We start from the raw sequence: 24,708 nt of genomic DNA on the forward strand, positions 1-24,708 counted from the left end.
GAGCTTTACATGGACGCCGTCGAGAACTCGTACTCGATCAGCGATTCGTCATCCCAGCTGGTGTCGGCCACCGGCGGAGAAAACACATTCTTGTACTTGGGGATAAACGGCAGCGGCATGCGGCGGTCGCCGGAGACCAGCGTCACTCCGGTCGCATTCAACGGCGCCTGGTAGCGTAGCTGGATACTCTTGATGTGGCAAGCGCCACCAGCCAGCGCAAGGCCGTTACGAATCAGGAAAGGGATGTCTTCCCGATTAACGGCCCACCCGATCTCGCACTCCATGCGCAGATCGCCCAGCCGGCGTGCATTTACCGGAACGCCGGGGGTGTGGATATCGCCGCGCCAACGAACTACGCTCTTCTTCTTGTTCGTTACCAGATCCGCCTTGTCGTCGATGGCAGCCTGAATGCGCGGCAGGACGAAGGTGCCATCCGCCGCGACCGGGACGTTTTCCGAGGTATTGTCGCCGGCGATGCGCAGCGTAACACCCTCCACCGATGCGCCGGGCGTGGCGGACACCAGCTTGAATTTCATCGGCGCGGCGGGCGCGTATTTGCGGTTCGCTTCGAAAGCGTCCACGCCTTTCAGCATCACCTTGTAGGACTTGAGTTCGGGGTTCTTCACGCCCCCCACTTCCACCACTTGCGGCGCGTCGGCATCGGCATCGGGAACTTCCTGTGCCCAGGCGCCGGTACTGGCCAGCAGCAGGCTTAAACAAAGCAGTTTATGTTTCATAGATCCTTTAACGCATGTCGAGCGCGCGGCGCCGACGTGGGGGTGGGAATGCATGATCCAATGCGGCCAGATCCTGCGGGGAGAGTTTGATGTCGGCAGCGGCGCGGTTCGCGCGCACGTGAACGGGGTCGGTGGCTTTGGGGATGGCGATCACGCCATCCTGGTGCAGCACCCACGCCAGCGCGATCTGCGCCGGAGTGACGCCGTGAGCGTGGGCGACAGCGTGCAGACCGGGATTGTCCAGCAACGCGGCTTGTTCGCGGCCGCTCGATTCCAGCGGCGAGTAGGCCATCACCGGCATGCCCTGCTGGCGGCACCACGGCAGCAGATCGAATTCGATGCCGCGTTTGATGAGGTTATACAGCACCTGGTCTGTGGCGACGGCGCCGCAATCGACGGCGTCCTGCATGCCTTCGAGATCGAAGTTGCTGACGCCGTAGTCCTTGATCTTACCGGCCTTCTTGAGTGCTTCGAAACCGTCGAAGGTCTCGTCGAGCGAGAAGCAGCCGGGCCAGTGCAGCAGATAGAGATCGATGCAATCGACCTTCAGACGGCGCAAGCTGCGTTCGCAGGCGGCCTGCGTGCCTTCGAGGTTGGCATTGTGCGGATAGACTTTGCTGACGAGGTAGACCTCGTCGCGACGGCCGGCGATGGCTTCGCCAACCACTTCCTCAGCACCGCCGTCGCCGTACATTTCGGCGGTATCGATCAGGGTCATGCCGAGATCGAGGCCCAGTTGCAGGGCGCGGACCTCATCGCGCTTGCGCGCGGCCTCCTCGCCCATATTCCACGTGCCCTGCCCCAGCACCGGCACGGACACCCCCGAAGGGAAGTTCACAGTTTTCATCGCGGGGCCCGCCGTCAAAAAAACGTATGGTAGCCCCAACGGTGCTTTTTTTGCAAACGCGCGGGATTATTTGACTTCGAAGCTGAGTCGCCGAGACTCACTCTCCACGTGTTTTGAAATGATCTGACATACATTGCAAATACGCCTGGAGTCTTTGTGGATCTTCCGAGAAGTCTTGAACCATACTATATGTCCCGTTTTTGCTAACCACATGCGCCCACTTGATTCCAAGCGTAGCGTCTAGCGGAACATCAATTTCCCTAGATCGAAAAAACATCCAGCAGTGTTCAGCTTCCAGATATTCATTTTCTAGCACCTCTGAAGTGAACCTGCGTATCCTTCAAGATCAATACGTGCTTGCTGATCGGCGATCTCCCTTGCCTGAAAAAGGGATATTGGCATCAATTTTTCATTCATAACAATGGCTCTCCCACCTTCGCCAGTTAACCATGTCAGCAATTACTCAACGCTGTCAATATTTTATTATAACTTAACGTTAAATACAGCATCGTTTCTGAAAATAATGAAATCGCTGACCCCATTGAATTTACACAAGAAACCTTCCGAAAATTCACGATTCAGCACACCCGATATTTTGGCCTTATCGCAGTAACTTATTTTTCCACCGCCAAATGCAGGTACACAAGAAAGCAATTTATTTTCAAGATCTGGATGCTCTATAAAAATAGATTTTTCTTTATCGCCTAGGTCATCCATATTTTGCACAAAACATCCGATGCCGCAGCTCATCACAAAAATTCCCTCAAGCGTTATTCTGTGACCCACGGGAATACTCTTTGAAGAAAACACTTCTGAAACCTGCATACGATACCCTATAGATCCTGCTTCGCCCCCGGAACCAAAAACTCACTTCACACGTTGAGCCAACTCCAGATCTTTTTCATCTACTGTTAATACAGCCAACGAATCACCAGCATCGTTGACAAATTCAACTTCATATCGAGAATTCGTCGATTCGAACACCATCAATACAGCGCCAAGTGTACCCTTCGGAACATTCTTATTCAGCGAACGAACGGACTTTACAACATCATAGTCAAGAAATTTCGTCTTCATTTTTGTAGTAGCTCACTAATTTACTGAAGGATTGCATTATCTTTTCCGCAAGGAAGTCCTGGTTTCGATATTACCATTGACCATTGAGGTTCCATCGCAATCAGAATTCCTCAATAAATCGCAGTCCGTCTTCATCATTTACAACATAAATGGTTTCATATTGAAATGAGAGCAGAAAATTGCCACTAGTCAGCTCTGCCAGTCGATGCAGGAATTGATGCAACTCCTTGCTGCACTCAGCATATCGCTCCCTGACATATTTAAACGAGATTCGAGCGCAAACATCCCAATCCAGCGGCTCAGAAACGCCTTCAGTTATCACACAAGATCGCATTCCATTTTCAGTCCAATATGAATTGTTACGATCAAACAGACCAAAATGCATATTTGATACAGAAAAATTCCCACTTAAACCAAATTCTTCCTCCACGAAATCGTCTGCTCCTGCACTCTTAAGGGCACTTATAATTTCCCGCAGCTGAACCTTACAATCCGCTTCCAAATTCAAAGTAAATGACATTATTTATTTCCAAGCTTTAGCGATCAAACTCTTTAATGTGGCTATCTGACTATCAGTCATGCCCTTTGTTGGCGTCGATTATGTACCCACTGCCACTTTGATCTACCCGTGAGTCAGCAATTCATTTGCTTCTTCCGCCGTTGCAAGATCAACCGGCTCAAACTGCACCGATAACCCTTCAAATTTTGATAGAGCATCTTTGACGATCATCGAAAGGAAGTCTTCGCGAGTGAGGACTTTTATCGATATCGCATCCGACTCGAATCTGGAAATCTGAGAATCTATTAGACGCAACACCGTAAACTCCTCAAGTGACACCCATTTTTCACGAAGATACTGCACCACATCTTCTTTTAATGACGAATCATTCATTGCCAATCCAAATGTTGCCCATCCCCATCGCGCAAGACTCTGGCGCGAAGGAATTTCCTCATCAGCGAGAATTTTCGCTCCACAATTTGTGCAGCATGTTTCATTTTCCGAATATTTCCCACATGTATCGCAAATAGTTCTCACGCTTATTCTCCATTGAGATGACCACCTGCGTACCGCTCAGCTTGATGCCCTGGCCAGCGACCATCGCCAGGTCGCCGCTGCTGGTGACCTGGCTGGTCTTATACGTCATGCTGCTGTCATTTTCCGTGATGCCGGCCACTTGCGACGCATAGGTGCTGCCGGTCTGCAGCGCATTGAGGGGCAACGTCGCGCCCCGCGACGATGCCGACGCTGGCATATCCTGCCCCGCCACCAGCACCGTGCGGCCGTTGATCCCGTTGTAGGAGCTGAACAGACAATCGCTGGCTTCAATGTCAGATCAGGTCGCAATCACTGCAATCAAACCTGTACAACATCCATTTCTGCAAGTACCTGACCAAGAGACTGCGACAGTCCTGAGTGCATTGCCTCCCAGCTATCGAGTTCAAACATTCGCAGCAACTCAAGCAATTTTTGAGTGCCAGAAAGATGCATGACATCCCAAACCAAATCAACATCGAATCCGTTTTCCGAATCACCTTCTTGCAAAAGCCCCCTGACCTCTTCAGCACTTTTAGCCTGATAACCCTCCATTCCTGACAATGGAGTAACAAGTCCCGCCGCCAACATACTGCAGGCAAGTGAAACTACATCTTTACGCCACTCCAAAGGCGTATCGCCATATTGCCCTCCATGTATTTTTGGCAGCATTGCATTAGGAGAAGAATCATCCAATCCAAACGAAATAATTTGTTGCTGCATTTCAATATTGAATTTAATCATTTACACCCTCACTGGCAGGAAATTTAAATTTAGCTACGTTGCCTTTGTTAATACCTTTGACCGCTGCGCTGTTCACCTCAACGTGACTGTTGATATATTCCTGCTTGATGGTCAGCGACTGGTTGATGACATCGCGCCCAGCCGACAAGCCCACCGCGCCGCCCTTGATGGCGCCGCCCTGGTTGACGATATCCTGCCCCGCCACCAGCACCGTGCGGCCGTTGGCGCCGTCGATCAGGCCGCCACGGTTGACGATGCTGTCTCTGGTGTTGATGGCCACGCCATCGCCAGTCACCAGCGCGCCGCTGGCCTTGACCGCGTCGCCGCCCGCGTGCGCCAGGTAGACCTTGGGCACCTGCACGTTTTCCACCGTGCCGTCCGGCAGGCTGACGGTTTGCGTTTCCATCCAGACGATGTCGCTGGTCAGGTGGCTGATCTGGTCGGCGCTCAGCGCGATACCCGGACGCAGGTCGTATTGCTGCGCGAAGCTGATGCCGCTGGTCATCAGATCCTTGTAGCGGCTGTCGTCGTTCTGGCCGCCGGTCGGTGCGCGGCCGGTCAGTTCGATCAACTGGTCGCGCACCAGGCGCTGTTCGTAGAAGCCATCGCCCAGGCGCTTTTGCGTGACGGCCGGATCGGTATCAAGCGCTTTCAGCAGGTAGTCGCTGCTGATCCAGTTGCCGTGGTTGGCGAACTGGGGACGGGTTTCGAACACATAGCTGCCGTTGGCGTTCGGGTTCAGCAACGACAGGCCGTTCGGCGCCACCTTGACCGCCGTGCCGCTGTTGGCTGCGTTCTGCGCCAGGCTGGCGCCATGGCCGGAGCTGACGTCGCCCAGCGCCTTGCCGCTGGCGTTGATGTTATCGACGTCGCGGGCCCCGTTGTAGGCGCCGCTACTGTCGACATCGTCGCTAGAGCCAACTCACATCATTCGTTGAATCAGCTCCAAATCTTTTTCGTCTACTGTTAATACAGCCAACGATTCACCAGCACGGTTGACAAATTCAACTTCATATCGAGAGTTCGCCGATTCAAACACCATTAATACAGTACCAGTTGTACCCTTCGGAACACTCTTAGTCAGCGAACGAACTGATCTTACAACGTCATATTCAAGAAATTTTGTCTTCATTTTATGGGGCAGGCTCACCCGGTTACTCATGGATCAAATTATTTATTTCTACCAGCCCAACCGCACTCAATCAGTTTCTCGCCATAGATTTTATCCGCATCGAAATTAAAATTTAAATCCAAAGAACGTATAGCAGAAATAAACTCAAGAGGCGGAAAATAGTTGTGAAACTCAATAAAATGTATAATTATAATAGGTGAGGCATAAATACAATTTCCTGACGGAATCCAAAGTTCAGCATTTGGAAGAAACTTCCCTCCCTCCCCTTTTAACTCCACGGACCCACAAACCTCACAAAAAGGCATTTCTCTAATTGGTTCAACAAGCGGCTTTAATGCAACCCTCCCAGAAGCTAAAATTTTCAATTTAAGAATAAGTTCCGATGGTACCTCCCCCACTGAAAATTTCTCACCAATGTTGAGCCATCCAACATTTTTTACGTCTCTCATCTCGTACGGTGAGATCTGATGGGTGTAATTTGTCAAATCTTTAAAATAATTCATTTTTCACCATAATTATTTAGGAATATATGGAACTACTTGAGTACATGCGGCCCAGAAAACACAACCCATATTTGGTTTAAGAAATACCGAAAGATGAGTCGCTGCGTCCGTGGTCGTCGATTTGCTAAATATATTTAACGGCTTATTTTTATAACCAGGACTGAGTAACGTGTAATTAAACCCTGTTTCACCTGGCGATATAACATTATACCCCGCCAAATCCGCAAAGTTTCGAGGTCGAAGAATTTCTCCATTTGGACCAATACCCGAACTCAAAATACTTTCAAGATGTTCCACGGAGGTAACATTTTCCAATATACGGCCGGTAGAATCTGCTATTGTAATTCCCGGTCGTGGCGTAATCACCGTGGTTCCTGCTGGCGAGACATACTGGCCGTTGCCAAGAACAGTAGCACTTGTATCCATTACACCATGGCCCGCCAATGCTTGCCCGCTACCACCGTCAGTAACATTAGCAGCAAATTGATGACCATTGGCACCGCCCAAACCCCGGTCAAGGGAGTTAAATGTTGGCCCAAATTTTACGACCGCATATCCACCTCCAAAGCCTGCTCCGATTTGCGATCCAGAATAAAGGAGCTCTGCCCATCCTGGCGACAACCCCGTACGTTGAAGCAATTGTCCGCCTGTCGTTGCGTGAAGAGTTCCATCACTAACGTTCTGGCCTCCCGTGTAGACATTGTCCACTCCCGACAGCACTTGAAAACCGCCAAACGCTGCGACGAGGCAGCCTCCGCCGAGGGTTTCCATACAGCTGGCCAAGCCGATGCTGACTAATGCACCGCCACCGAAACTTTGCGTGCCCCCGCCAGCAATCTGTACTACTCCAACAAAACGATTTTCTCCCGACTTCCCTATTGCATTGGGCAACACATCAGCAGCACACTCAGCAGTGATACAGCCATTTGCATTCGGTGTAAACGGATTGACAGCAGGCTCAGGCTTACTCGGCGAGACTTGCCCAAGCGTGCTCGCTCTTGCTGTAACCGAGCGCGCCGGAGGCGACATTGAACGAGAACCCGCTGCGATCGTGCTGTTCGCTATGCTTTTCACTATCGCTCTGCTGCGCGCTGGAGACCAGCAGATCGCGGCCCGCGTTCAAGGTCAGCGCCTGCGTGGCGCTCAACTGGCTGCCGTTGACGACGATATCGTTGCCGGACTTGACCACAACCGAATCGCCGCTGACGCTGCTGCCCACCACCTTGTCGATCTTGCTGTAGTCGGCCGACGTATTGCTGCTCTTCTTGAACATGCTGCTCGATTCGTCATGGTGCGCCAGATCGGTCAGGTGGTTTTCCTGCACCTGCGTGATGCTGACGTCGCCACTGGCCGCCAACAGCACCTTGCCGCCGCCGGCCAGGTTGCTGCCAGCAATCGCCAGATTGCCCAGGCCGCTATCACCGGCCTTGACCGCCAGATCGCCGCCAGCCGTTACCGACGCGCCGACCACGCTCTGGTTCTGGTGGATCTCCTTGTCATACAGCTTGCTGCCCGGGTCGTTCTGCTTGCTGATGTTGACTTCGTTGACGACGGCCGCGATGCTGACGTCGCGCCCCGCCACCAGCGTGCCGCTGCCGGTAGCGCCGATGGCCACTTGCGTGCCGCTCAGCTTGATGTCCTGGCCGGCCACCATGGTCAAATCGCCGCTGCTGGCGACCTGGCCGGTCTTGTAGGTAGTGCTGCTGTCTTTTTCCGTATAGGCCGCCACCTGCGAGGCGTAGGTGCTGCCGGTTTGCAGTGCGTTGAAATTGACGTCACGCCCCGCGCCGATGCCGACACTGGCGCCGGCTATCGTGCCGCCGGTATCGGCCACATCGAGCCCAGCCTTGATCGCCACCGCGCCGCTGCCCGTGATGCTGGCCTGGTTGGACAAGGTGGTGTAGTTGCCGCTGGTGTTGACGCTGGCGTATTCCTGCTTGATGGTCAGCGACTGGTTGATGACATCGCGCCCAGCCGACAAGCCCACCGCGCCGCCCTTGATGGCGCCGCCCTGGTTGACGATATCCTGCCCCGCCACCAGCACCGTGCGGCCGTTGGCGCCGTCGATCAGGCCGCCACGGTTGACGATGCTGTCGCTGGTGTTGATGGCCACGCCATCGCCAGTCACCAGCGCGCCGCTGGCCTTGACCGCGTCGCCGCCCGCGTGCGCCAGGTAGACCTTGGGCACCAGCACGTTTTCCACCGTGCCGTCCGGCAGGCTGACGGTTTGCGTTTCCATCCAGACGATGTCGCTGGTCAGGTGGCTGATCTGGTCGGCGCTCAGCGCGATGCCGAGGAGCAGATCATACTGTTTGTGTTGCCAGTGCTTCGACTGCTGTCAACCGCTAATTAAAAGCAAGTTCCTCCAGAACTCAACTTTTAATTAGATTCAGTCCCATCGTGTTTTTATTATTTCAGCTACCTCAACTGCGCGATGTGGATGTGCTATCGCATATGCTAATAAGGTTTCTCGGACGGCGGCGTGAAAAGTTGCAGTATCGTACATGGTCTCTTCATCGCAAAGACCACTTACGTTCTTATCAGCCCACACTCTGAAATTATCACTACCAGAAATATCTGTTACATATTCAATTTCCCAACCAGGATCTCCGCCAAAACCTCGCTCATCCCCAATGACTCTCTTGAGGAAATGATCTACTGGACGATTATCATATGGAGCAACAACCCACATGAGAACCATATAAAGCAAATAATTTTTTGGTTCGATTCCATCCAATTTTCCCCACTTCATTTTATTTAACCTTTCCGACAGGATATGCAGTACTCACCGTGGCGGGAGTTCCAGGTGTGACTTTGATATTGACATTGAATTTCATTCCATTAACAGTAATTTTTTGCGTTAACTCACCGGTTATCTGATACTGCATCAGGGCCTTGCTAGCGGCCTCCGAAGTCAATGAAGGCATATCTGGATACATTTTTGGATCGTACAATGTCTTCTCAGCACTCTTCTTGGCTTTGGGGAGTTGGTACTCTACCTCATATATTCCCGGTGCAACTTCCGTCCTTGAAATTTCTACGCCACCGGCATCCTTCAATGCTGTCTTAAAATTATCCAAATCATGCCCCCCTGAAATCTGTTTTCCAGAAACTGTTGCCTTAGTCAAATGCTGCTCCAAATCCGGGCGGGCAGAAAACTGACCAGCAAAGTCAGCATCTGGCAAAAGGGCATCGGGCGTTCCTTTATTGTTGATAGGTGGCTCTACAGGCTGAACAGCAGGGTCTTTTGATGGCATTTTTAAGTTCCGCAGACCTTTAATCGTCGCCTGCGTCGCTAATGGAACGGCCGTCCCGACCGCCATTAGTATTGCTACCCTTGCCTTCTGATCGGCCAGCGCTTCCTTGACCAAGCCGTCACAAGTACCTGCGCTCACACCACCGCAATAGCTCAGTCTGAACTTCGCCACTTCGGCGGCCTGCTGCGCATCAGTACCGAACAAGGAAGCCGCACCGTTCACCGACTGGTATGACAATACATTATTCTGTCTGCCTGCGAAAATCGTGAAATCTGCCCCAACCAAGTCACGCCCCAGCTCGCTGGAAGTTGCAGCTTGTCCTTCAAGGGCAGATACGCAGGCTACGTTACCTGTGAACACACAAGATTGAACTTGCGCGATATTTTTGTTCGATAGCGCCAAGTATTTATCGCGGATACTGACGTACTCTGAGTCAGTACATCCTCCTGCCTTTTTATCACATTGCTCAAACTCCTTCCTCATTGCGGTTGCCTGCTCATGCTTGAGGAAGTTGTTCTCTACCTGATTGTAGCCACTGACCAGTCCCGCATCGCCGGCCAATGCTGCCACACCGGAACTAGCGGCCGCGATTACCAGCTTTCTGACTTCTTCAGGTAGTCCGATATCAGAAATCAGCTCGTTAATTTTGGGCGCAGCAATCGCGCTGATTCCCGCCCCGAGTGCACCGTTCATGCCGCCCGTTACAGCCCCTATAGCAGCATGCGCAGCAACCCGATATTCACCACCCTCGTCCCATTTAGCAGCTGTTGCCTTGTCGCCTCGCGCCAACGCCTCATCCCTTTGCGTGTCGGCGAAGTCACCAACCTTCTGAGCAGCGACTTGACCAAATGCGGTTGTAATTGCCACTTGGGCATCAACGTCGCGCTGCAATTGCTTGGCATCCCATCCTTTGGCTAGGGCACTGGTGTTGGATGCCGCCGATTCCGTCGTCACGTCTCGATCCAGACCGGACACAGCCTTCGCAGCGTCCTTACCAGTCTCCAGTTGCTTGGTTTGGTCGGTGATCGCGATCAGCCCGCCGCTGATACCAGCCGCCGTCGTGCTGTTCTGGTCGCCGCTGGCCGAGCCGAAACCTGCACTTCCACCTGATTTCCCGTCGGCTGACGCCGCTTTCTTTTGATCCTCCGTGAATTTTTTGTCCGACGGTATGGTCTGATCACCGAGCTTGCCACTAACCGAACCTGACAATGCAAAACCACCCGCATCGTAGTGATCCTTGTTCTTCAGATCGCTCGACGTCAGGCTGCCAGTGATCAGCACGTTCTTGCCCTGATCAACCGCCGCCTGGCTGCTACTCAACAGACCGGCCTTCAAGTCCGTATTGCCGCCCACCGCCACCTGGAAGCCGCCGTCGCCCGCCTTGATGCCGCTTTGCTCCAGCACAGACAGGAAATCGCCATTCACATGCGATTTGCTGATGCTGCCGCCCACGGTGCTGGCGCCATAACATGCCGGTGGAATACACAGGCTGGCGTTGAAGCCAGCGCTGCTTTGCTTGCTGTTGAATTTACTGCTGTCCTGCAGGCTCTCGATGTTCAGGTTGCCGCCGATATCGGCCACCACGGTCGGTGCCGTGATTACGCCGCCCTTGAGCGTGGTGTCGCCGCCGCTGTTCACGTTGACTGTGCTGCCTGCGGTAACGTGGCTGTTGGTATAGCCGATATCGTCGCCGTCGGCCTTGCCGCGCGCCTGGCTCACCGCCAAATCGATCGTGAAGCCGTTCGATGTGCCACCGATGCCAAAGCCGATGCCAATGCTGGAACCGCTGGAGCTGTTGGTGCTGTGCTGGCTCGCCGTGCCCTTCGCCGCCAGCAGGTTCACCTGGTTATCCGCCGACAGGCTGACATCCTTGCCCGCCTTGATGTCGCTGCCGATCGCTGTCAGGTTGCTGTCCTTGCCGGCACCGGTCGCGTTGATGGTCACGCTGCCCCCGGCCGAAACGGACGAGCCAGCCGCCGTGTCGCTGGTACGCACCACCGTGCTATCGCTCTTCTGGTTGCTCAGGCTGATGCTGACCTTAATGCCCGTATCCTGAACTGCGGTATAGGCTTTGTATGCATCCTTCAGGCTATTCGCCGCGTTCATCGCCGCCAATGCCTGCATGCGGCCATCGCTGGTGCTCTTCGCCGCGTTGACCATGCTGTTCGCGCTCTTCAACGCATCCACCACCGGCATGCTGACGGAGCCGCCGATGGCCGTCTTGCTGTACGTCGTATGGTCGCTGCTGTCACTGCTGTTCATGGCCGCGTTGATCAGCACGTCCTTGGCATCGATACTGATATCGCCCTTCGGCGCCGTCACTTCGCTCGACGTTTGCGTGTACTGCTCGCCTGCCTTCAAGGTCACGTTGCCGCCCAGGCTGGCGATCTGGCTGCCCACCTGCGTCACGCTGGAACTGGTGCCGTCGCTCGCGTTCTTGACCGTGCCGATAGCCGGTTGGAACGTCGTGCCGATCGAGCCCGACTTCTTGCTGCTGCTCGACGACGCTCCGTCGCTGCTGTTCTCGGCGCTGACGATGCTCAGGTCGCGCTTGGCGTCGATGACAATGTCGTGGTCGGCCACCACCGTGCTGCCCTTGATGGTGGTGTCGCGTCCGCTGCTGGCGCTGACGCTGCCGCCGCTGAGCACACTGCCCACCTGCGTCACCGTATCGCTATTGCCGGCCTTGGCCTGCTCGCTCTTGCTGTAGCCGAGCGCGCCGGAGGCGACATTGAACGAGAACCCGCTGCGATCATGCTGTTCGCTATGCTTTTCACTATCGCTCTGCTGCGCGCTGGAGACCAGCAGATCGCGGCCCGCGTTCAAGGTCAGCGCCTGCGTGGCGCTCAGCTGGCTGCCGTTGACGACGATATCGTTGCCGGACTTGACCACAACCGAATCGCCGCTGACGCTGCTGCCCACCACCTTGTCGATCTTGCTGTAGTCGGCCGAAGTATTGCTGCTCTTCTTAAACATGCTGCTCGATTCGTCATGGTGCGCCAGGTCGGTCAGGTGGATTTCCTGTACCTGCGTGATGCTGACGTCGCCACTGGCCGCCAGCAGCACCTTGCCGCCGCCAGCCAGGTTGCTGCCAGCAATCGCCAGATTACCCAGGCCGCTATCACCGGCCTTGATCGCCAGATTGCCGCCAGCCGTCACTGACGCGCCGACCACGTTCTGCTCCTGATGGACTTCCTTGTCGTAGTGCTTGCTGCCCGGGTCATTCTGCTTGCTGATGTTGACTTCGTTGACGACGGCCGCGATGCTCACGTCGCGCCCTGCCACCAGCGTGCCGCTGCCGGTAGCGCCGATGGCCACTTGCGTGCCGCTCAGCTTGATGTCCTGGCCGGCGACCATCGTCAGGTCGCCGCTGCTGGCGACCTGGCCGACCTTGTACGTCGTGCTGCTGTCTTTCTCGGTGATGCCGGCCACTTGCGATGCATAGGTGCTGCCGGTCTGCAGCGCATTGAAGGCGATGTCGCGCCCCGCGCCGATGCCGACGCTGGTGCCGGCGATAGTGCCGCCGGTGTCGGTCACGTCTCGCCCAGCCTTGATCGCCACCGCGCCACTGCCCGAGATGCTGGCCTGGTTGGACAAGGTGGTGTAGCTGCCGCTGGTGTTGACGCTGGCATATTCCTGCTTGATGGTCAGCGATTGGTTGATCACATCGCGCCCAGCCGACAAGCCCACCGCGCCGCCCTTGATGGCGCCGCCCTGGTTGACGATATCCTGCCCCGCCACCAGCACCGTGCGGCCGTTGGCGCCGTCGATCAGACCGCCACGGTTGACGATGCTGTCGCTGGTATTGATGGCCACGCCATCGCCCGTCACCAGCGCGCCGCTGGCCTTGACCGCGTCGCCGCCCGCGTGCGCCAGGTAGACCTTGGGCACCAGCACGTTTTCCACCGTGCCGTCCGGCAGGCTGACGGTTTGCGTTTCCATCCAGACGATGTCGCTGGTCAGGTGGCTGATCTGGTCGGCGCTCAGCGCGATACCCGGACGCAGGTCGTATTGCTGCGCGAAGCTGATGCCGCTGGTCATCAGATCCTTGTAGCGGCTGTCGTCGTTCTGGCCGCCGGTCGGTGCGCGGCCGGTCAGTTCGATCAACTGGTCGCGCACCAGGCGCTGTTCGTAGAAGCCATCGCCCAGGCGCTTTTGCGTGACGGCCGGATCGGTATCAAGCGCTTTCAGCAGGTAGTCGCTGCTGATCCAGTTGCCGTGGTTGGCGAATTGCGGACGGGTTTCGAACACATAGCTACCGTTGGCGTTCGGGTTCAGCAGCGACAGGCCATTCGGCGTCACCTTGACCGCCGTGCCGCTGTTGGCTGCGTTCTGCGCCAGGCTGGCGCCATGGCCGGAGCTGACGTCGCCCAGCGCCTTGCCGCTGGTGCCGCTGCCTTTGGCTGGTTCGCTGGTCGCCGCCGTGCTGGCTTTGCCGCTGGCGTTGATGTTGTCGACGTCGCGTGCGCCGTTGTAGGCGCCGCTGCCGCTGGTATCCAGACGCGTACGCGCCTGGTTGCCGAGGCCGCTGCCGCCGGCCAGTCCGGCGTCCGCCGCCTGGTTGGACAATCCGCTGTCGCCAGCCTGTGCACCCAGCGCGGCGTTGTTGCCGACACCGCTGCCGCCGGCTTGCGCGCCCAGTGCCGCGTTGTTGCCGACGCCGCTGCCGCCGGCTTGCGCGCCATGCGCCGCCTGGTTGGCGATGCCGCTGCCGCCGGCCGCGCCGGCGCCGCTTGCGTTGTTGCCGATGCCGCTGCCGCCGACATGGCCGCCGGCGCTGCCGCCACTGGCGCCGTTGCCAGTCGCATGGCTGGCGCCGCTGGCGCTGTTGTTGCCGGTCGCGAGCACGGTGACGCTGTCGCGGATATTGCCAACCGTGCCGGCCGTGATGTCGACGTTGCTGAAGCTGCGGCCGGTGATCGATACGCCCTTGCCGCCGGAAATCACACCGGCGGCGGAGCCGATGATTTCGCTCTGCGATGGCATGGTGTAGGCCGTGACGTCGCCGTCATAGGTCTTCCAGGTGCCGTCGAAGGTGTGGTTGCGGTACAGCGTCGCGCCCTGGTTGCTGATGGCGGCGCCGCCGTCGATGGCCAGGTTGCCGGTCGCCATGATCTGGCCGTACTGGTTGGTCAGCGCCTGGCCGACGGTCAGGTGCATATTGCCGCCGGACAGAATCTGCGCCACGGCGCCGGAACCTGGTGCAATCTGGTCCTCTTCCGCCGTGTGATGCGCCAGACGGGATTTCTCCAGCTTGCCCGCTTGGGGTACCAGTGCCCGCGCCGTACTCCGGTTGATGATGCTGGTTGGATCGTCATAACCCGGTTGCGTCACGAAGCGCACGCAATTGGCCGCGCAGCTGCCGTACATATTCGAATACGCCGGCGGACCGCTGGTCCAGTTAGTGACATGCTCCAGATAGAAGCCGTCAGGCGTACCGGTCGGCCCACCCTGGTCGGGGTTGGCCTGGTTGTCCTGGCTGTACTTGTAATACAGCACCCTGGTGCCGTCGCTCATCGTGATGCGCTGGCGCGCGCCTTGCGCGTTATAGGCGCCGGTCGAGGCCCAGAAGAAGGCCGAGTCATTCGCATGCGTGCGGATCACCGCGCGGCCATAGGCATTGCCGTCCGGCGCGTACATGATTTGATTCTCAAGAATGTCGTCGGGATTGACGTAGTAGAGCTCGTGCGGATAGTAGTTCGCCGCGTTGGTGTCGTAGTTGTCGTGGTTATCGCCGTTGTGGTCCCAGCTCGGCAACTCCATCTGCTTGGTCTCGTCCACCGTCTGTACCTTGACCAGCGTGACGTTCTCGCGGATGTTGTTGACGCTGGCCGCGTTCAGCGACAGGTCGCCGGCCGCTTCGATGGTCGACGACATGTTGTTGACCAGGCCGGTCGTGCCGCCGCTCAGCGCGCCTACAATGCTCAGGCTGCCGCCACTGTAGATGCTGGCGCCGCCGGTGTTGTTGACCGTGCCGGCCACGCCCAGCGCCATCGTGCCGGTCGAGCCGAGCAAGGTGCTGGCGCCGGTGTTGTTCAGGTTTTGCGCCGCCAGGGTCAGGTTGCCGCCGACAATGGCGTTGGTGTTGTCGATGGTGCCGCCGCTTTTCAGGTCCACCGTCGCCGAGCCATTGATCTGGCCGGCGTTGGCCAGATTGCCCGCCGCATTGACCGCCACGCCCTGCCCCTGCATGACCGCGCCGGCGTTGTTGCTGACATTGTTGCCGCTCAGCGTCAGCTTGCCAGCCGCTTCGAAGGTGGCGTTGTTGACGATATTGCCGGTGACCGTCAGGCTCAGGTCGCGATTCGAATGGAACTGCTGGGTACCGCTGCCCTGGGTGTAGTCGCCGTCCATGCTCAGCGACAGGTCGCGGCCGCCCTGCAGTTCGCCGTTACCTTGCAGTACGTGGGTGATCACGGTCAGGTCGCGGCCGGTGGTGATGTGGCCGGCCTCGTTGCTCAACTGCTGCGCGGTCAGGCTCAGGTCGCCATCGGTGCCGGCGCCGGTGCCGATGCGGCCGCCGTTGTTGTTGATCTGGTTGGCGACGATGAGCGCATTGCCGCCCGAGACGATCAGGCCGCTGTTGTTCAGGTTGGCGCCGGCCTGGTTGAAGGTCAGCGTGCCGGCGCTGTTGATCGTGCCCTGGTTGTCCAGCAACTGCGTCACTTGCAAGGTCATGTCCTTGCCCGAGGCGACGATGCCAGTGCCGCTGTTTTGCAGCGTGACGGCGCTGAGCAGCAGCTTGCCGCCGCCGGCGATCACGCCGGCATTGCTCACCGCGCCCACGCTGGTGATGCTGGTGTCGCCGCTGCCGACGTTGACGATGCGGCCGGTGCCGTTGTCGATGGACAGTGCTTTCAACGTCAGCGCGGAGGTGGCGCCGGCCGCTTCGATGGCGCCGCCGTTGTTGGTCAGCGCGCCGCCCGCAGTGATTTGCAAGTCCTTGCCGGATTGAATGGTGCCCTGCACATTGTCCAGCGCGCCGGCGATGGCCAGCACCGCCTTGCCGTCCGCGAGGATCTGCCCTTTTTCGTTGCTGAGGCTGGCTGCGGTCAGCGTCAGGTCGGCGCCGCCGCTCTTGGCGGTGGCGATCTGGCCGTTATTGTTGTTGACGGCTTTGGCGACGATGGTCATGGCGCCGCCGGCAACGATCTTGCCGTCGTTGTTCAGGTTGGCGCCGGCCTGGTTGAAGGTCAGCGTGCCGGTGCTGGTGATGGCGGCGTGGTTGTCGACTTGCTGGTCCACCGCCAGCAGCAGCTTGCCGGCCGCGCCTATGCTGCCGCCGGTGTTGTTCTTCAGCGTATGCGCGTTCAGATTGAGGTTGCCGTTGGCGGCGATCAGGCCGCTGTTGACGAGGTCGCTGCCGATCAGCACATTGGTATCGCCGATGCCGACGTTGACGATGCGGCCGCCGCTGCTGTCGACGGTTGCCGCCGTCAAGTCCAGCGTGCCGGCCGTGCCGTCGGCCTCGATCGTGCCGCCCGTATTGCCCAGCGCGCCGACGGCGCCGAGTTTCAGGCTCTTGCCCGCCTGCAGCGTGCCGGCGCCGTTGTCCAGATCGGCACCGCTGCTCAGCGTGGTATCGCCGCTGGCAAGTATCTTGCCGCCGCGGTTGCTGATGCGCTGGCTGGTGACGCTGATGTCGGCGCCGGATGCTGTAGTCGTGGCGATCTGCCCGCCATCGTTGTTGAAGCTGGCCGCGTTGAACGTGGCCGTGCCGCCGGCGATCATCTGGCCGCTGTTGCTGAAACTGGCGCCGGTTTGCGTGAAGCCGAGCGTGCCGGCGCTGCTGACCGTGCCCTGGTTCTGCATCTGCTGCGTTACCGCCAGCTCCATGTCGCCGCCGGCGGCGATGGTGCCGCCCACGCGGTTTTGCGCGCTCTGCGCCGACAGCAACAGCTTGCCATTACCAGCGATCATGCCGCTGCTGACGATGCTGCTTTGGCTGCCGATGCCGGTATCGCCGCTGCCGACGTTGACGATGCGGCCGGCCGTGTTGTCGATGGACTGGCCCTGCACCGCCAGCGTGCTGCCGGCGGACAGCGCTTCGATCACGCCGCTGGCGTTGCCGAGTGCGCCGCCTGCGCTCACTTGCATGTCGCGGCCGGCTTGCAGCGTGCCGTGGGCGTTGTCCAGCGCGCCGTAGACGTTGACTCCGGCATTGCCGCTGGCCAGCACGCTGCCGCTGCGGTTGCTCATGGTCTGGCTGTCCAGACGGATGTCCGCGCCGGAATTGCTCAGCGTGGCGATCTGGCCACCGTCGTTGTTCAAATTGTCCGCGTTGAAACCGATCCGGCCGGCGGCCGTCATCGTGCCGCTGTTCGTGATTTGCGAGATGGTTTGCAAGGAATCGAGCGTGCCGCCGCTGTTGATGGCGCCGCGATTGTCCAGCAACTGCGACAGCGACAAGCTCATCGAACGAGCGGACGACACGGTGCCGCTGTTTTGCAGGCTCTGCGCGCTCAGGTCCAGCGTACCGTTGCCGGCAATGGTGCCGCTGCTGCTGATGCCGCCCTGTGCGCTGACGCTGGTGGCCGCCGTACCGACATTGACGATGCGGCCGCTACCGTTGACGATGGCGCCCGCCTGCACCTGCATGGTGCTGCCGGAAGCCAGCGCCTCGATCACCCCGGCGTTATTGCTCAGCGTTCCGCCCGCGGCAAGGCGCATATCCTGCCCCGCTTGCAACGTGCCTTGCGCGTTGTCCAGCGCGCCGACGACGTTGAACACCGCGTCGCCGCTGGCTTGCACCCGGCCGCCGTGGTTGCTCAGGCTTTGGCTGCCGATCACAATGCCGGCGTTGGAATTAGGCAGTGTCGCGATCAGTCCGCCATCGTTGTTCAGGCTGCCGGCGGCGATGGTCGCCTGCCCTGCCGATGTGATCTGCCCGCTGTTGTTGACGATGGCCGTGGTCTGGTTGAACGTCAACGTACCGCCACTGTTGACCACGCCCTGGTTATCCAGCTGCTGGACCACGTCCAGGCTCATGCGCTGTCCCGACAGCACGTTGCCGCCGGTCAGATTGCGCAAAGACCCAGCCGCCAGATCGAGGCTGCCGTTACCGGCGATCAAACCGCTGTTGGTGACGAGCCCCTGGGCGCTCACCGTGGCAGCGCCCGTGCCGACGTTGACCACGCGGCCGGCGCTGTTGTCGATTGCGCTCGCTTGCAGCGCCAGGCTGCTGGCTGCCGTCACGGCTTCGATCACACCGCTCGCGTTGTTGAGTGCGCCGCCAGCTGTCAATTTCAGGTCGCGTTGCGCCTGGATCGTGCCGCGCACATTGTTGACGGCGCCAGCGACCGCCAGCGTGGCATCGCCGCTGGCCAGCACGCTGCCGCCCTGGTTGCTCATGCTCTGGCTGTCGATGGCAATGCTGGAACCGCTATCCTTCAGCGTGGCGATCTGGCCGCCATCGTTATTCAAGCTGCCGGCGGCGATGGTCGCCTGCCCGGCCGAAACGACCTGGCCGCTGTTGTTGACGATGGCCGTAGTCTGGTTGAACGTCAGCGTACCACCGCTGTTGATGACACCTTGATTATCCAACTGCTGCACCACGCCCAAGCCCATGCGCTGCCCCGACAGCACGTTGCCGCCCGTCAGGTTGCGCAAAGACCCGGCCGCCAGATCGAGGCTGCCGTTACCGGCGATCAAACCGCTGTTGGTGACGAGCCCCTGGGCGCTCACCGTGGCGGCGCCAGTGCCGACGTTGACCACGCGGCCGGCGGTGTTGTCGATCGCACTCGCTTGCAGCGTCAGGCTGCTGGCTGCCGTCACGGCTTCAATGACGCCGCTCGCGTTGTTGAGTGCGCCGCCTGCCGTCAATTTCAGGTCGCGTTGCGCCTGGATCGTGCCGCGCGCGTTGTTGACGGCGCCGGCGACCGCCAGCGTGGCATCACCGCTGGCCAGCACGCTGCCGCCCTGGTTGCTCATGCTCTGGCTGTCGATGACAACGCTGGAACCGCTATCCTTCAGCGTGGCGATCTGGCCGCCATCGTTGTTCAGCGCGCCCGCCGCCACATGGGCTTGTCCGGCCGAGATGATCTGGCCACTGTTGTTGACCACGGCCGTGGTCTTGCTGAATTCCAGCGTGCCGCCGCTGGTGATCGTGCCCTGGTTGTCCAGTTGCTGCGTCACGGCCAGGTCCATCGCCAGGCCCGACGACACCTTGCCCGCCGCCTGGTTCTGCAGGCTGCCGGCCGCCAGGTCCAGGCTGCCGTTGCCGGCAATCAGTCCACTGTTGATGACGGCGCCCTGCGCCGAGACCGATGCCGCCGCACTGCCGACGTTGACGATGCGGCCGGCGCTGTTGTCGATGGAGGCGGCCTGCACGCGCAATGCGCTGCCTGCGCTGATCGCCTCCATGACGCCGCTGTTGTTGTTCAGTGCCGCACCCGCCGCGAATTGCAGATCCTGCTTGGCCTGAATAGAGCCGTGCGTATTGTCCGCCGCGTAGGCAACGCCGACCGTCACGTTGCGGTCGGACTGGATCACGCCGCCGCGGTTGCTCAGGCTCTGCGCGTTGAGCGCGATGTCGGCGCCGGAGCCGCGCACCGTGGCCAATTGGCCGCCGTCATTGTTGAAAGCACCCGCGTTGATCGTCGCCGTGCTGCCGGCGACGATGCTGCCGCCGTTACGCACCGCGACCGTGGTCTGCGTAAAGTCCAGCTTGCCGGTGCTGCTGATGGCGCCCAGGTTGTCCAGCTGCTGGGTCACGCCCAGCACCAGGTTCTTGCCTGCCGAAATGGTCGCGGTAGCGTTGTTCTGCAAGGTTTTCGCAGCGACCGTGAGATCGCCGTTGCCGGCAATCAGACCGCCGTTCAGTATCGCGCCCTGGGCGGTTACGCTGCTGGCGCCGGTACCGACGTTGACGATGCGGCCGTCCGTGTTATCGATGGAACCAGCCTGCACTTTCAGCGCGCTGGCAGCGCCGACCGCTTCCATCACGCCTTTGGTGTTGTTCAGCGCGGCGCCTGCCGTGGCCTGCAAGTCCTTGCCGGCCTGAATTCCGCCCGAGGTATTGTTCAGCGCGCCGCCGACGGTCAGCGTGGCGTTGCGGTCGGCGACGATGGCGCCGCCCTGGTTGCTGGCGCTGTTCGCGGTAATATTGAGGTCCGACTGCGATTGCTTGACGGTCGAAATCTGTCCCTTATCGTTGTTCAATACGCCTGCGGCCAAATTGATGCCGCCTTTGGAAACCATCTGCGCGTCGTTGTTGACGACGGCCGTGGTCAAGCCGAAGTTCATCAGGCCGTTGCTGCTGACCGTGCCGTGGTTGTCCAGCAGGTCGCGCACCGACAGGCCCAGGCCCGCGCCCGCCAGGATGCTGGCGCCGCTGCTGTTGCTGACCGATAAAGCGTTCAAGTCCAGCTTGTCGCTGGCGGCGATGCGGCCGCCGTTCCAGATATAGCTGGCGCTGCCGATGCTGGCGCCGTTGCGGCCGGCGCCGACGATGCTGCCATCGGTGTTGTCGATGCCATAGGCCTGCACCAGCAAGCGGCCATCCGCCCCCAGCGCCTCGACGGCGCCGTTGGTGTTGTTGAGCGCGCCGACAGCGTTCAGCGTCACATTCTGCGCGCCCTGGATCACGCCGATCCGATTGTCCACCGCGCCGCCAACCTGGAGATCGGCGCTGCCGGCGGCAAGAATGCGGCCGTTGTGGTTGCCCAGCTGCTGGCTTTCGATCGAGATGTCGCCGCCGCTCGCCTGGGTGGTGGCAATCTGCCCGCGATCGTTGACCAGGTTGCCGGCCTTGATGACCAGCTCGCCGTCGGCAATGATGGAGCCGCTGTTGCCGACGTTGCTAGTGGTCTTGCTGAACACCAGCGATGCGCCGCTCTGGATGGTGCCGTCGTTCTGCAGCAGTTGCTGCACCGCCAGCGTCATGTCCTTGCCCGACGTGAGCGCGCCGCCCTGGCCGTTGTGCACGGTATAGGCCGTTACCTTGACGTCGCCATTACCCGCGATCACGCCGCTATTCTGGATGTCGCCCTCCGCCGTGATGCCGGTATCGCCGCTGCCGACGTTGGCGATGCGGCCGCCGGCATTGACGATGGCGCCCACATTGAGCTGCATGCGGCTGGTGCTGCCCATCGCCTCGATGACGCCTGCGCTGTTGTTCAGCGTGTCCTTGGCGGCAATGGTCAGGTCGCGGCCGGCCTGCACGGTGCCGCTGCTGTTGTTGAGCGCACCGTCCAGCTGGATATCGACGGCGCCGCTGGCGGCGATGCCGCCGCCGTGGTTGTCCAATGCCGCGCCGTGCAGGGTGATGCCGCTGCCGGAGCCGGTCGTCGTGGCGATCTGGCCAGCGTTGGCGACGTTGTGCGCCAGCACGTTGATGTCGCCCGCCGCGACCATTTGGCCGGTGTTGCGCATGTCGGCCTTGGCGGTGCCCAGGTCCAGCGTGCCGGCGCTGCTGATCAGGCCGGCGTTGTCGAGCTGCTGGGTCACGGCCAGGTTGAACGGTCCGCCGCTGGACAGCGTGCCGCTGTTGCTGACCGTGGCGGCCGTCATCGCGAGCTTGCCGTTGCCGGCGATCAGTCCGTCGCTGACGATGGCGCCGGCGGCGGCCACCGTGCTGTCGCCGCTGCCGGCGTTGACGATGCGGCCGCCCTGGTTCTGGATCGCGCCGGTGTCGAGGTTCAGTTTGCTGCCGGCGCTGACCGCTTCGATCAAGCCGCCCTGGTTGAGCAGCGTTTGCGCGGCGTTGACGGCGGCGTCGCGCTGGCCGTGGATCACACCCTTGCTGTTGTCGAGGTCGCCTTGCGAGGCGGAGATGCCGATGTCGCGGTCGGCCAGCAGGCTGCCGCCGCGGTTGCTGATATCGGCCGCGCTGAGCGCCAGGCTGGCGCCGGACGCGGCTGCGGTGCCGATCTGGCCGCCGTCATTGGCGGCGTGCAGCACGGCGATATGGATGTCGCCGCCGGCCGCCATCTGGCCGGCGTTGTTCAGCGTTGCGCCGCTCTCGTCGAAGTTGAGCTTGGCGCCGCTGGCGATGCTGCCCTGGTTGTCCAGTTGCTTGCTGACGGCCAGCGCCAGGCTGCCTGCCGCCTGGACGGTGCCGCCGCTTTGGTTCGTCATCGTCTGCGCGGCGACGCTCAAGGCGCCGTTTGCGCCGATCACGCCGGTATTCAACAACTTGCCGGCCGCGCCGACCTCGCTGGCGCCGCTGCCGGTGTTGACGATGCGACCTTTGGTATTGTCGATCTCGCCTGCGCGCACTTGCATGGCAGCGGCGGCGCCTATGGTCTCGATGGCGCCGGATTGATTATCGAGCTTGCCGCCGGCGTTGAGCGCGAGGCCGGTGACGGCCTGGATCTGGCCGTTGTGGTTGTCTACTGCTCCGCTGGCGGCGACGGCCGCGCGCGCACCCGAGACCAGCTTGCCGTCACGGTTGACGATGGCGCCGCTGTCCAGCAGCAGGTCGCCGCCGGCCGAGAGCGTGCCGCTGCCGTTGTCCATGCCTTGCACCTGGATGTCGACATTGCTGCCGGCGACCAGCTTGCCGACGTGGTTGTCGAGGGTGGTGCCGTGGATGCTGGCGGCGCGCTGCACGTTCAGCTGTCCGGCGCGGTTGTTGAACGCCCCGCCGTCGACTGCCAGCGACGACAGGTTCATCTGGCTGCCGGCGTTGTCCAGCGCGCCGACCGCCAGCGCGATGCCGCCGCCGGACAGGATCTGGCCGCCGTCATTGTTGATCGCACCGGCGACGCGCACGAAGCCCGGTGCGATGGGCGCAGGTGGCGTGACGCCGGTGTTGGCGCCGCCCGTATCGCTGCCGGTGCCCGTGCCCGTGCCCGTTCCAGTACCGGTGCCGGTGCCGCCGGTGCCGCCGGTGCCGCCAGCATTGCCCGTGCCAGCGCCGCTGTCGGAACCGTTCCCGGTACCCGCGCCACCGTTGCCCGCACCGTCCGTGCCCGCAGTCGCAGGCGCCGCGCCGACCTGTCCACCGCCCGCATTGTGCAGGCTGGCCGCCGCCACATCCAGCGTCACGGCCCCGCTTTGCAGCAACTTGCCCGATTGATTGTTCACGCCACCGGCAACGCTGCTCAGCGCCAGGCTCTGCGCCTGGATCACGCCGTGGCTGTTATCCACATCGCCCTGCATGGCCAGCACCGCACGACCCGAACTGCTGATCAGATTGCTGTTGCTCAGCGTATCGGCCGTCAGCTGCAAGCCGCCCGTGCCATTGATCGTGCCGCTGTTCGACACCGCCGCAGGCGTGCTCAGCGCCAGCGTACCGCCCGCAGACATGCCGCCGCTATTGACGATGCCATCCCGTGCCTTGGCCGACAACGCCAGGCTGGCCGCCAGGCTACCGGTGTTTTCCAACCGCCCTTCACTGGTGACGACCAGCTCGCCGGCCGCCGCACCAATGGCGCCGGCGTTGCGCACGCCCACACCGGCCTCGGTGCCAACCAGCGTGATCTTGTTCGCGTACATGCCGCCCAGCAGCGAGGCGTCGATGCCGTAACGCGGCGCCGTGCCGCTGCCCGCCACCGGCGCGGCCGTATTGCCCGGCGCCGCGCCATCGGCCGCCAGCGTGACATCGTTCGTACCGGTCGTCACCTCCAACTGCTGCGCCCACAGGCCTGCGTTGAGCTGCACCGAACGTGCGATCAAGGCCGCATAGTCGGTCTGCCGCGCATCCATGCCCGCGCCCTCGATGCTGATCATGCCGCCGCGTACCGCATAGCCCCGCAGCGCGCCGTCGGCCTCGCTCAGCAGCGGCTTGCCGGTGGTCAGCGTGGCGCGGCTGACGTTGATGAAGCCAGCGCCATCGACCACGATGCCGGCCGGATTGGCGATCACCATCTCCGCCCGCGAACCGGCGATTTCCATATAGCCGCGCAACTGGCTGGGATCTTTGGAATTGACTTCGTTCAGGATCACGCGCGCGGTACCCTGCGCCATCCACGGATTGGCGTCGATCCAGCCGCCCAGCTGGCTCTGGACCGCCGTGCGTGAATTGTTCAGCACGACGCCGGTCTTGGGCACGTCGAAGCGGCTGTAGACGTTGCGCGATACGCCCGCCGCGCTCGGCGTCTGCACGTTGACCTGCAACACGCCGTTGGCCGCATTCAGCACCGTGGCCTGCTGGCGGCCCGCCGCGTTCGGGTCCGCAATGATCTGCGCCGACGCCAGGCCGGCCAGCAGCAACGAACCGCCGAACGCCCCCAGCATGGCCAACGCCAGGCTGCGCAGGCGCGTCGCCAGGCCGCCCTGCCATTCGCCCATCGCTGCGCCGCCCGCAGGACCGGCCTGCCCCGCGCCCTTGCCCTGGCTGCGTGCGCCTTCCTGCACCACCATGCAGAGGCCACGGGCTTTGTTGAAGACGATACGGTAGCAGAGCTTGTTCATTGCGATTCCTTCCGCCGGCGG

The 24,708-nt window shown here is 60.5% G+C and carries 15 protein-coding genes; all 15 read right to left on the reverse strand.

The genetic code is table 11. The annotated features are described in order from the left end of the window. Positions 1–5: 5 nt before the first annotated feature. Positions 6–737 carry a hypothetical protein gene (locus GEV01_RS04635; protein WP_152802044.1) on the reverse strand — a complete coding sequence of 244 codons (732 nt, stop codon included), beginning with the start codon at positions 735–737 and terminating at the stop codon, positions 6–8. A gap of 7 nt (positions 738–744) precedes the next feature. Next, on the reverse strand, positions 745–1,584 hold the full coding sequence (locus GEV01_RS04640; protein WP_152802046.1) for an aldo/keto reductase: 840 nt from the start codon (positions 1,582–1,584) through the stop codon (positions 745–747). Between the two features lie 483 nt (positions 1,585–2,067). Further along, positions 2,068–2,409 (reverse strand): hypothetical protein, encoded by a 342-nt coding sequence (locus GEV01_RS04645; RefSeq protein ID WP_152802047.1) that lies wholly within the window; start codon positions 2,407–2,409, stop codon positions 2,068–2,070. Positions 2,410–2,451: 42 nt separating this feature from the next. Continuing rightward, on the reverse strand, positions 2,452–2,661 hold the full coding sequence (locus GEV01_RS04650; RefSeq protein WP_152802049.1) for a DUF4926 domain-containing protein: 210 nt from the start codon (positions 2,659–2,661) through the stop codon (positions 2,452–2,454). Between the two features lie 100 nt (positions 2,662–2,761). Beyond that, on the reverse strand, positions 2,762–3,181 hold the full coding sequence (locus tag GEV01_RS04655) for a hypothetical protein (RefSeq protein ID WP_152802050.1): 420 nt from the start codon (positions 3,179–3,181) through the stop codon (positions 2,762–2,764). A 102-nt stretch (positions 3,182–3,283) separates the two neighbouring features. Then, on the reverse strand, positions 3,284–3,697 hold the full coding sequence (locus GEV01_RS04660) for a hypothetical protein (RefSeq protein ID WP_175022919.1): 414 nt from the start codon (positions 3,695–3,697) through the stop codon (positions 3,284–3,286). Then, positions 3,654–3,914: a hypothetical protein gene (locus tag GEV01_RS04665; RefSeq protein ID WP_152802054.1), complete on the reverse strand. Its 261-nt coding sequence runs from the start codon at positions 3,912–3,914 to the stop codon at positions 3,654–3,656. The genes GEV01_RS04660 and GEV01_RS04665 overlap by 44 nt, the downstream gene beginning before the upstream one ends. Before the next feature lie 101 nt (positions 3,915–4,015). Beyond that, positions 4,016–4,438, reverse strand: coding sequence for a hypothetical protein (locus GEV01_RS04670; protein ID WP_152802056.1), 423 nt, complete (start codon positions 4,436–4,438; stop codon positions 4,016–4,018). After that, the gene (locus GEV01_RS04675) at positions 4,431–5,204 is read right to left on the reverse strand and encodes an S-layer family protein (RefSeq protein ID WP_152802058.1); all 774 of its coding nucleotides are present in this window, start codon (positions 5,202–5,204) and stop codon (positions 4,431–4,433) included. The genes GEV01_RS04670 and GEV01_RS04675 overlap by 8 nt, the downstream gene beginning before the upstream one ends. Positions 5,205–5,360: 156 nt before the next feature. Continuing rightward, on the reverse strand, positions 5,361–5,600 hold the full coding sequence (locus GEV01_RS04680) for a DUF4926 domain-containing protein (RefSeq protein ID WP_152802060.1): 240 nt from the start codon (positions 5,598–5,600) through the stop codon (positions 5,361–5,363). A gap of 8 nt (positions 5,601–5,608) precedes the next feature. Then, entirely contained in the window at positions 5,609–6,073 is a 465-nt protein-coding gene (locus GEV01_RS04685; protein ID WP_152802062.1) for a DUF7919 family protein, read from the reverse strand. A gap of 12 nt (positions 6,074–6,085) precedes the next feature. Next, complete coding sequence (locus tag GEV01_RS04690) at positions 6,086–6,967, reverse strand: putative adhesin (protein WP_217428342.1); 882 nt, start codon at positions 6,965–6,967, stop codon at positions 6,086–6,088. Positions 6,968–7,037: 70 nt separating this feature from the next. Next, complete coding sequence (locus tag GEV01_RS04695; RefSeq protein ID WP_152802066.1) at positions 7,038–8,312, reverse strand: hemagglutinin repeat-containing protein; 1,275 nt, start codon at positions 8,310–8,312, stop codon at positions 7,038–7,040. A gap of 150 nt (positions 8,313–8,462) precedes the next feature. Beyond that, positions 8,463–8,825, reverse strand: coding sequence for a hypothetical protein (locus tag GEV01_RS04700; protein ID WP_152802068.1), 363 nt, complete (start codon positions 8,823–8,825; stop codon positions 8,463–8,465). 1 nt (position 8,826) lies between these two features. Continuing rightward, positions 8,827–24,687, reverse strand: coding sequence for a hemagglutinin repeat-containing protein (locus GEV01_RS04705; RefSeq protein ID WP_152802071.1), 15,861 nt, complete (start codon positions 24,685–24,687; stop codon positions 8,827–8,829). Positions 24,688–24,708 lie beyond the last annotated feature (21 nt).

Source organism: Rugamonas rivuli (genome assembly GCF_009380165.1).
GTDB classification, from domain to species: domain Bacteria; phylum Pseudomonadota; class Gammaproteobacteria; order Burkholderiales; family Burkholderiaceae_D; genus Rugamonas; species Rugamonas rivuli.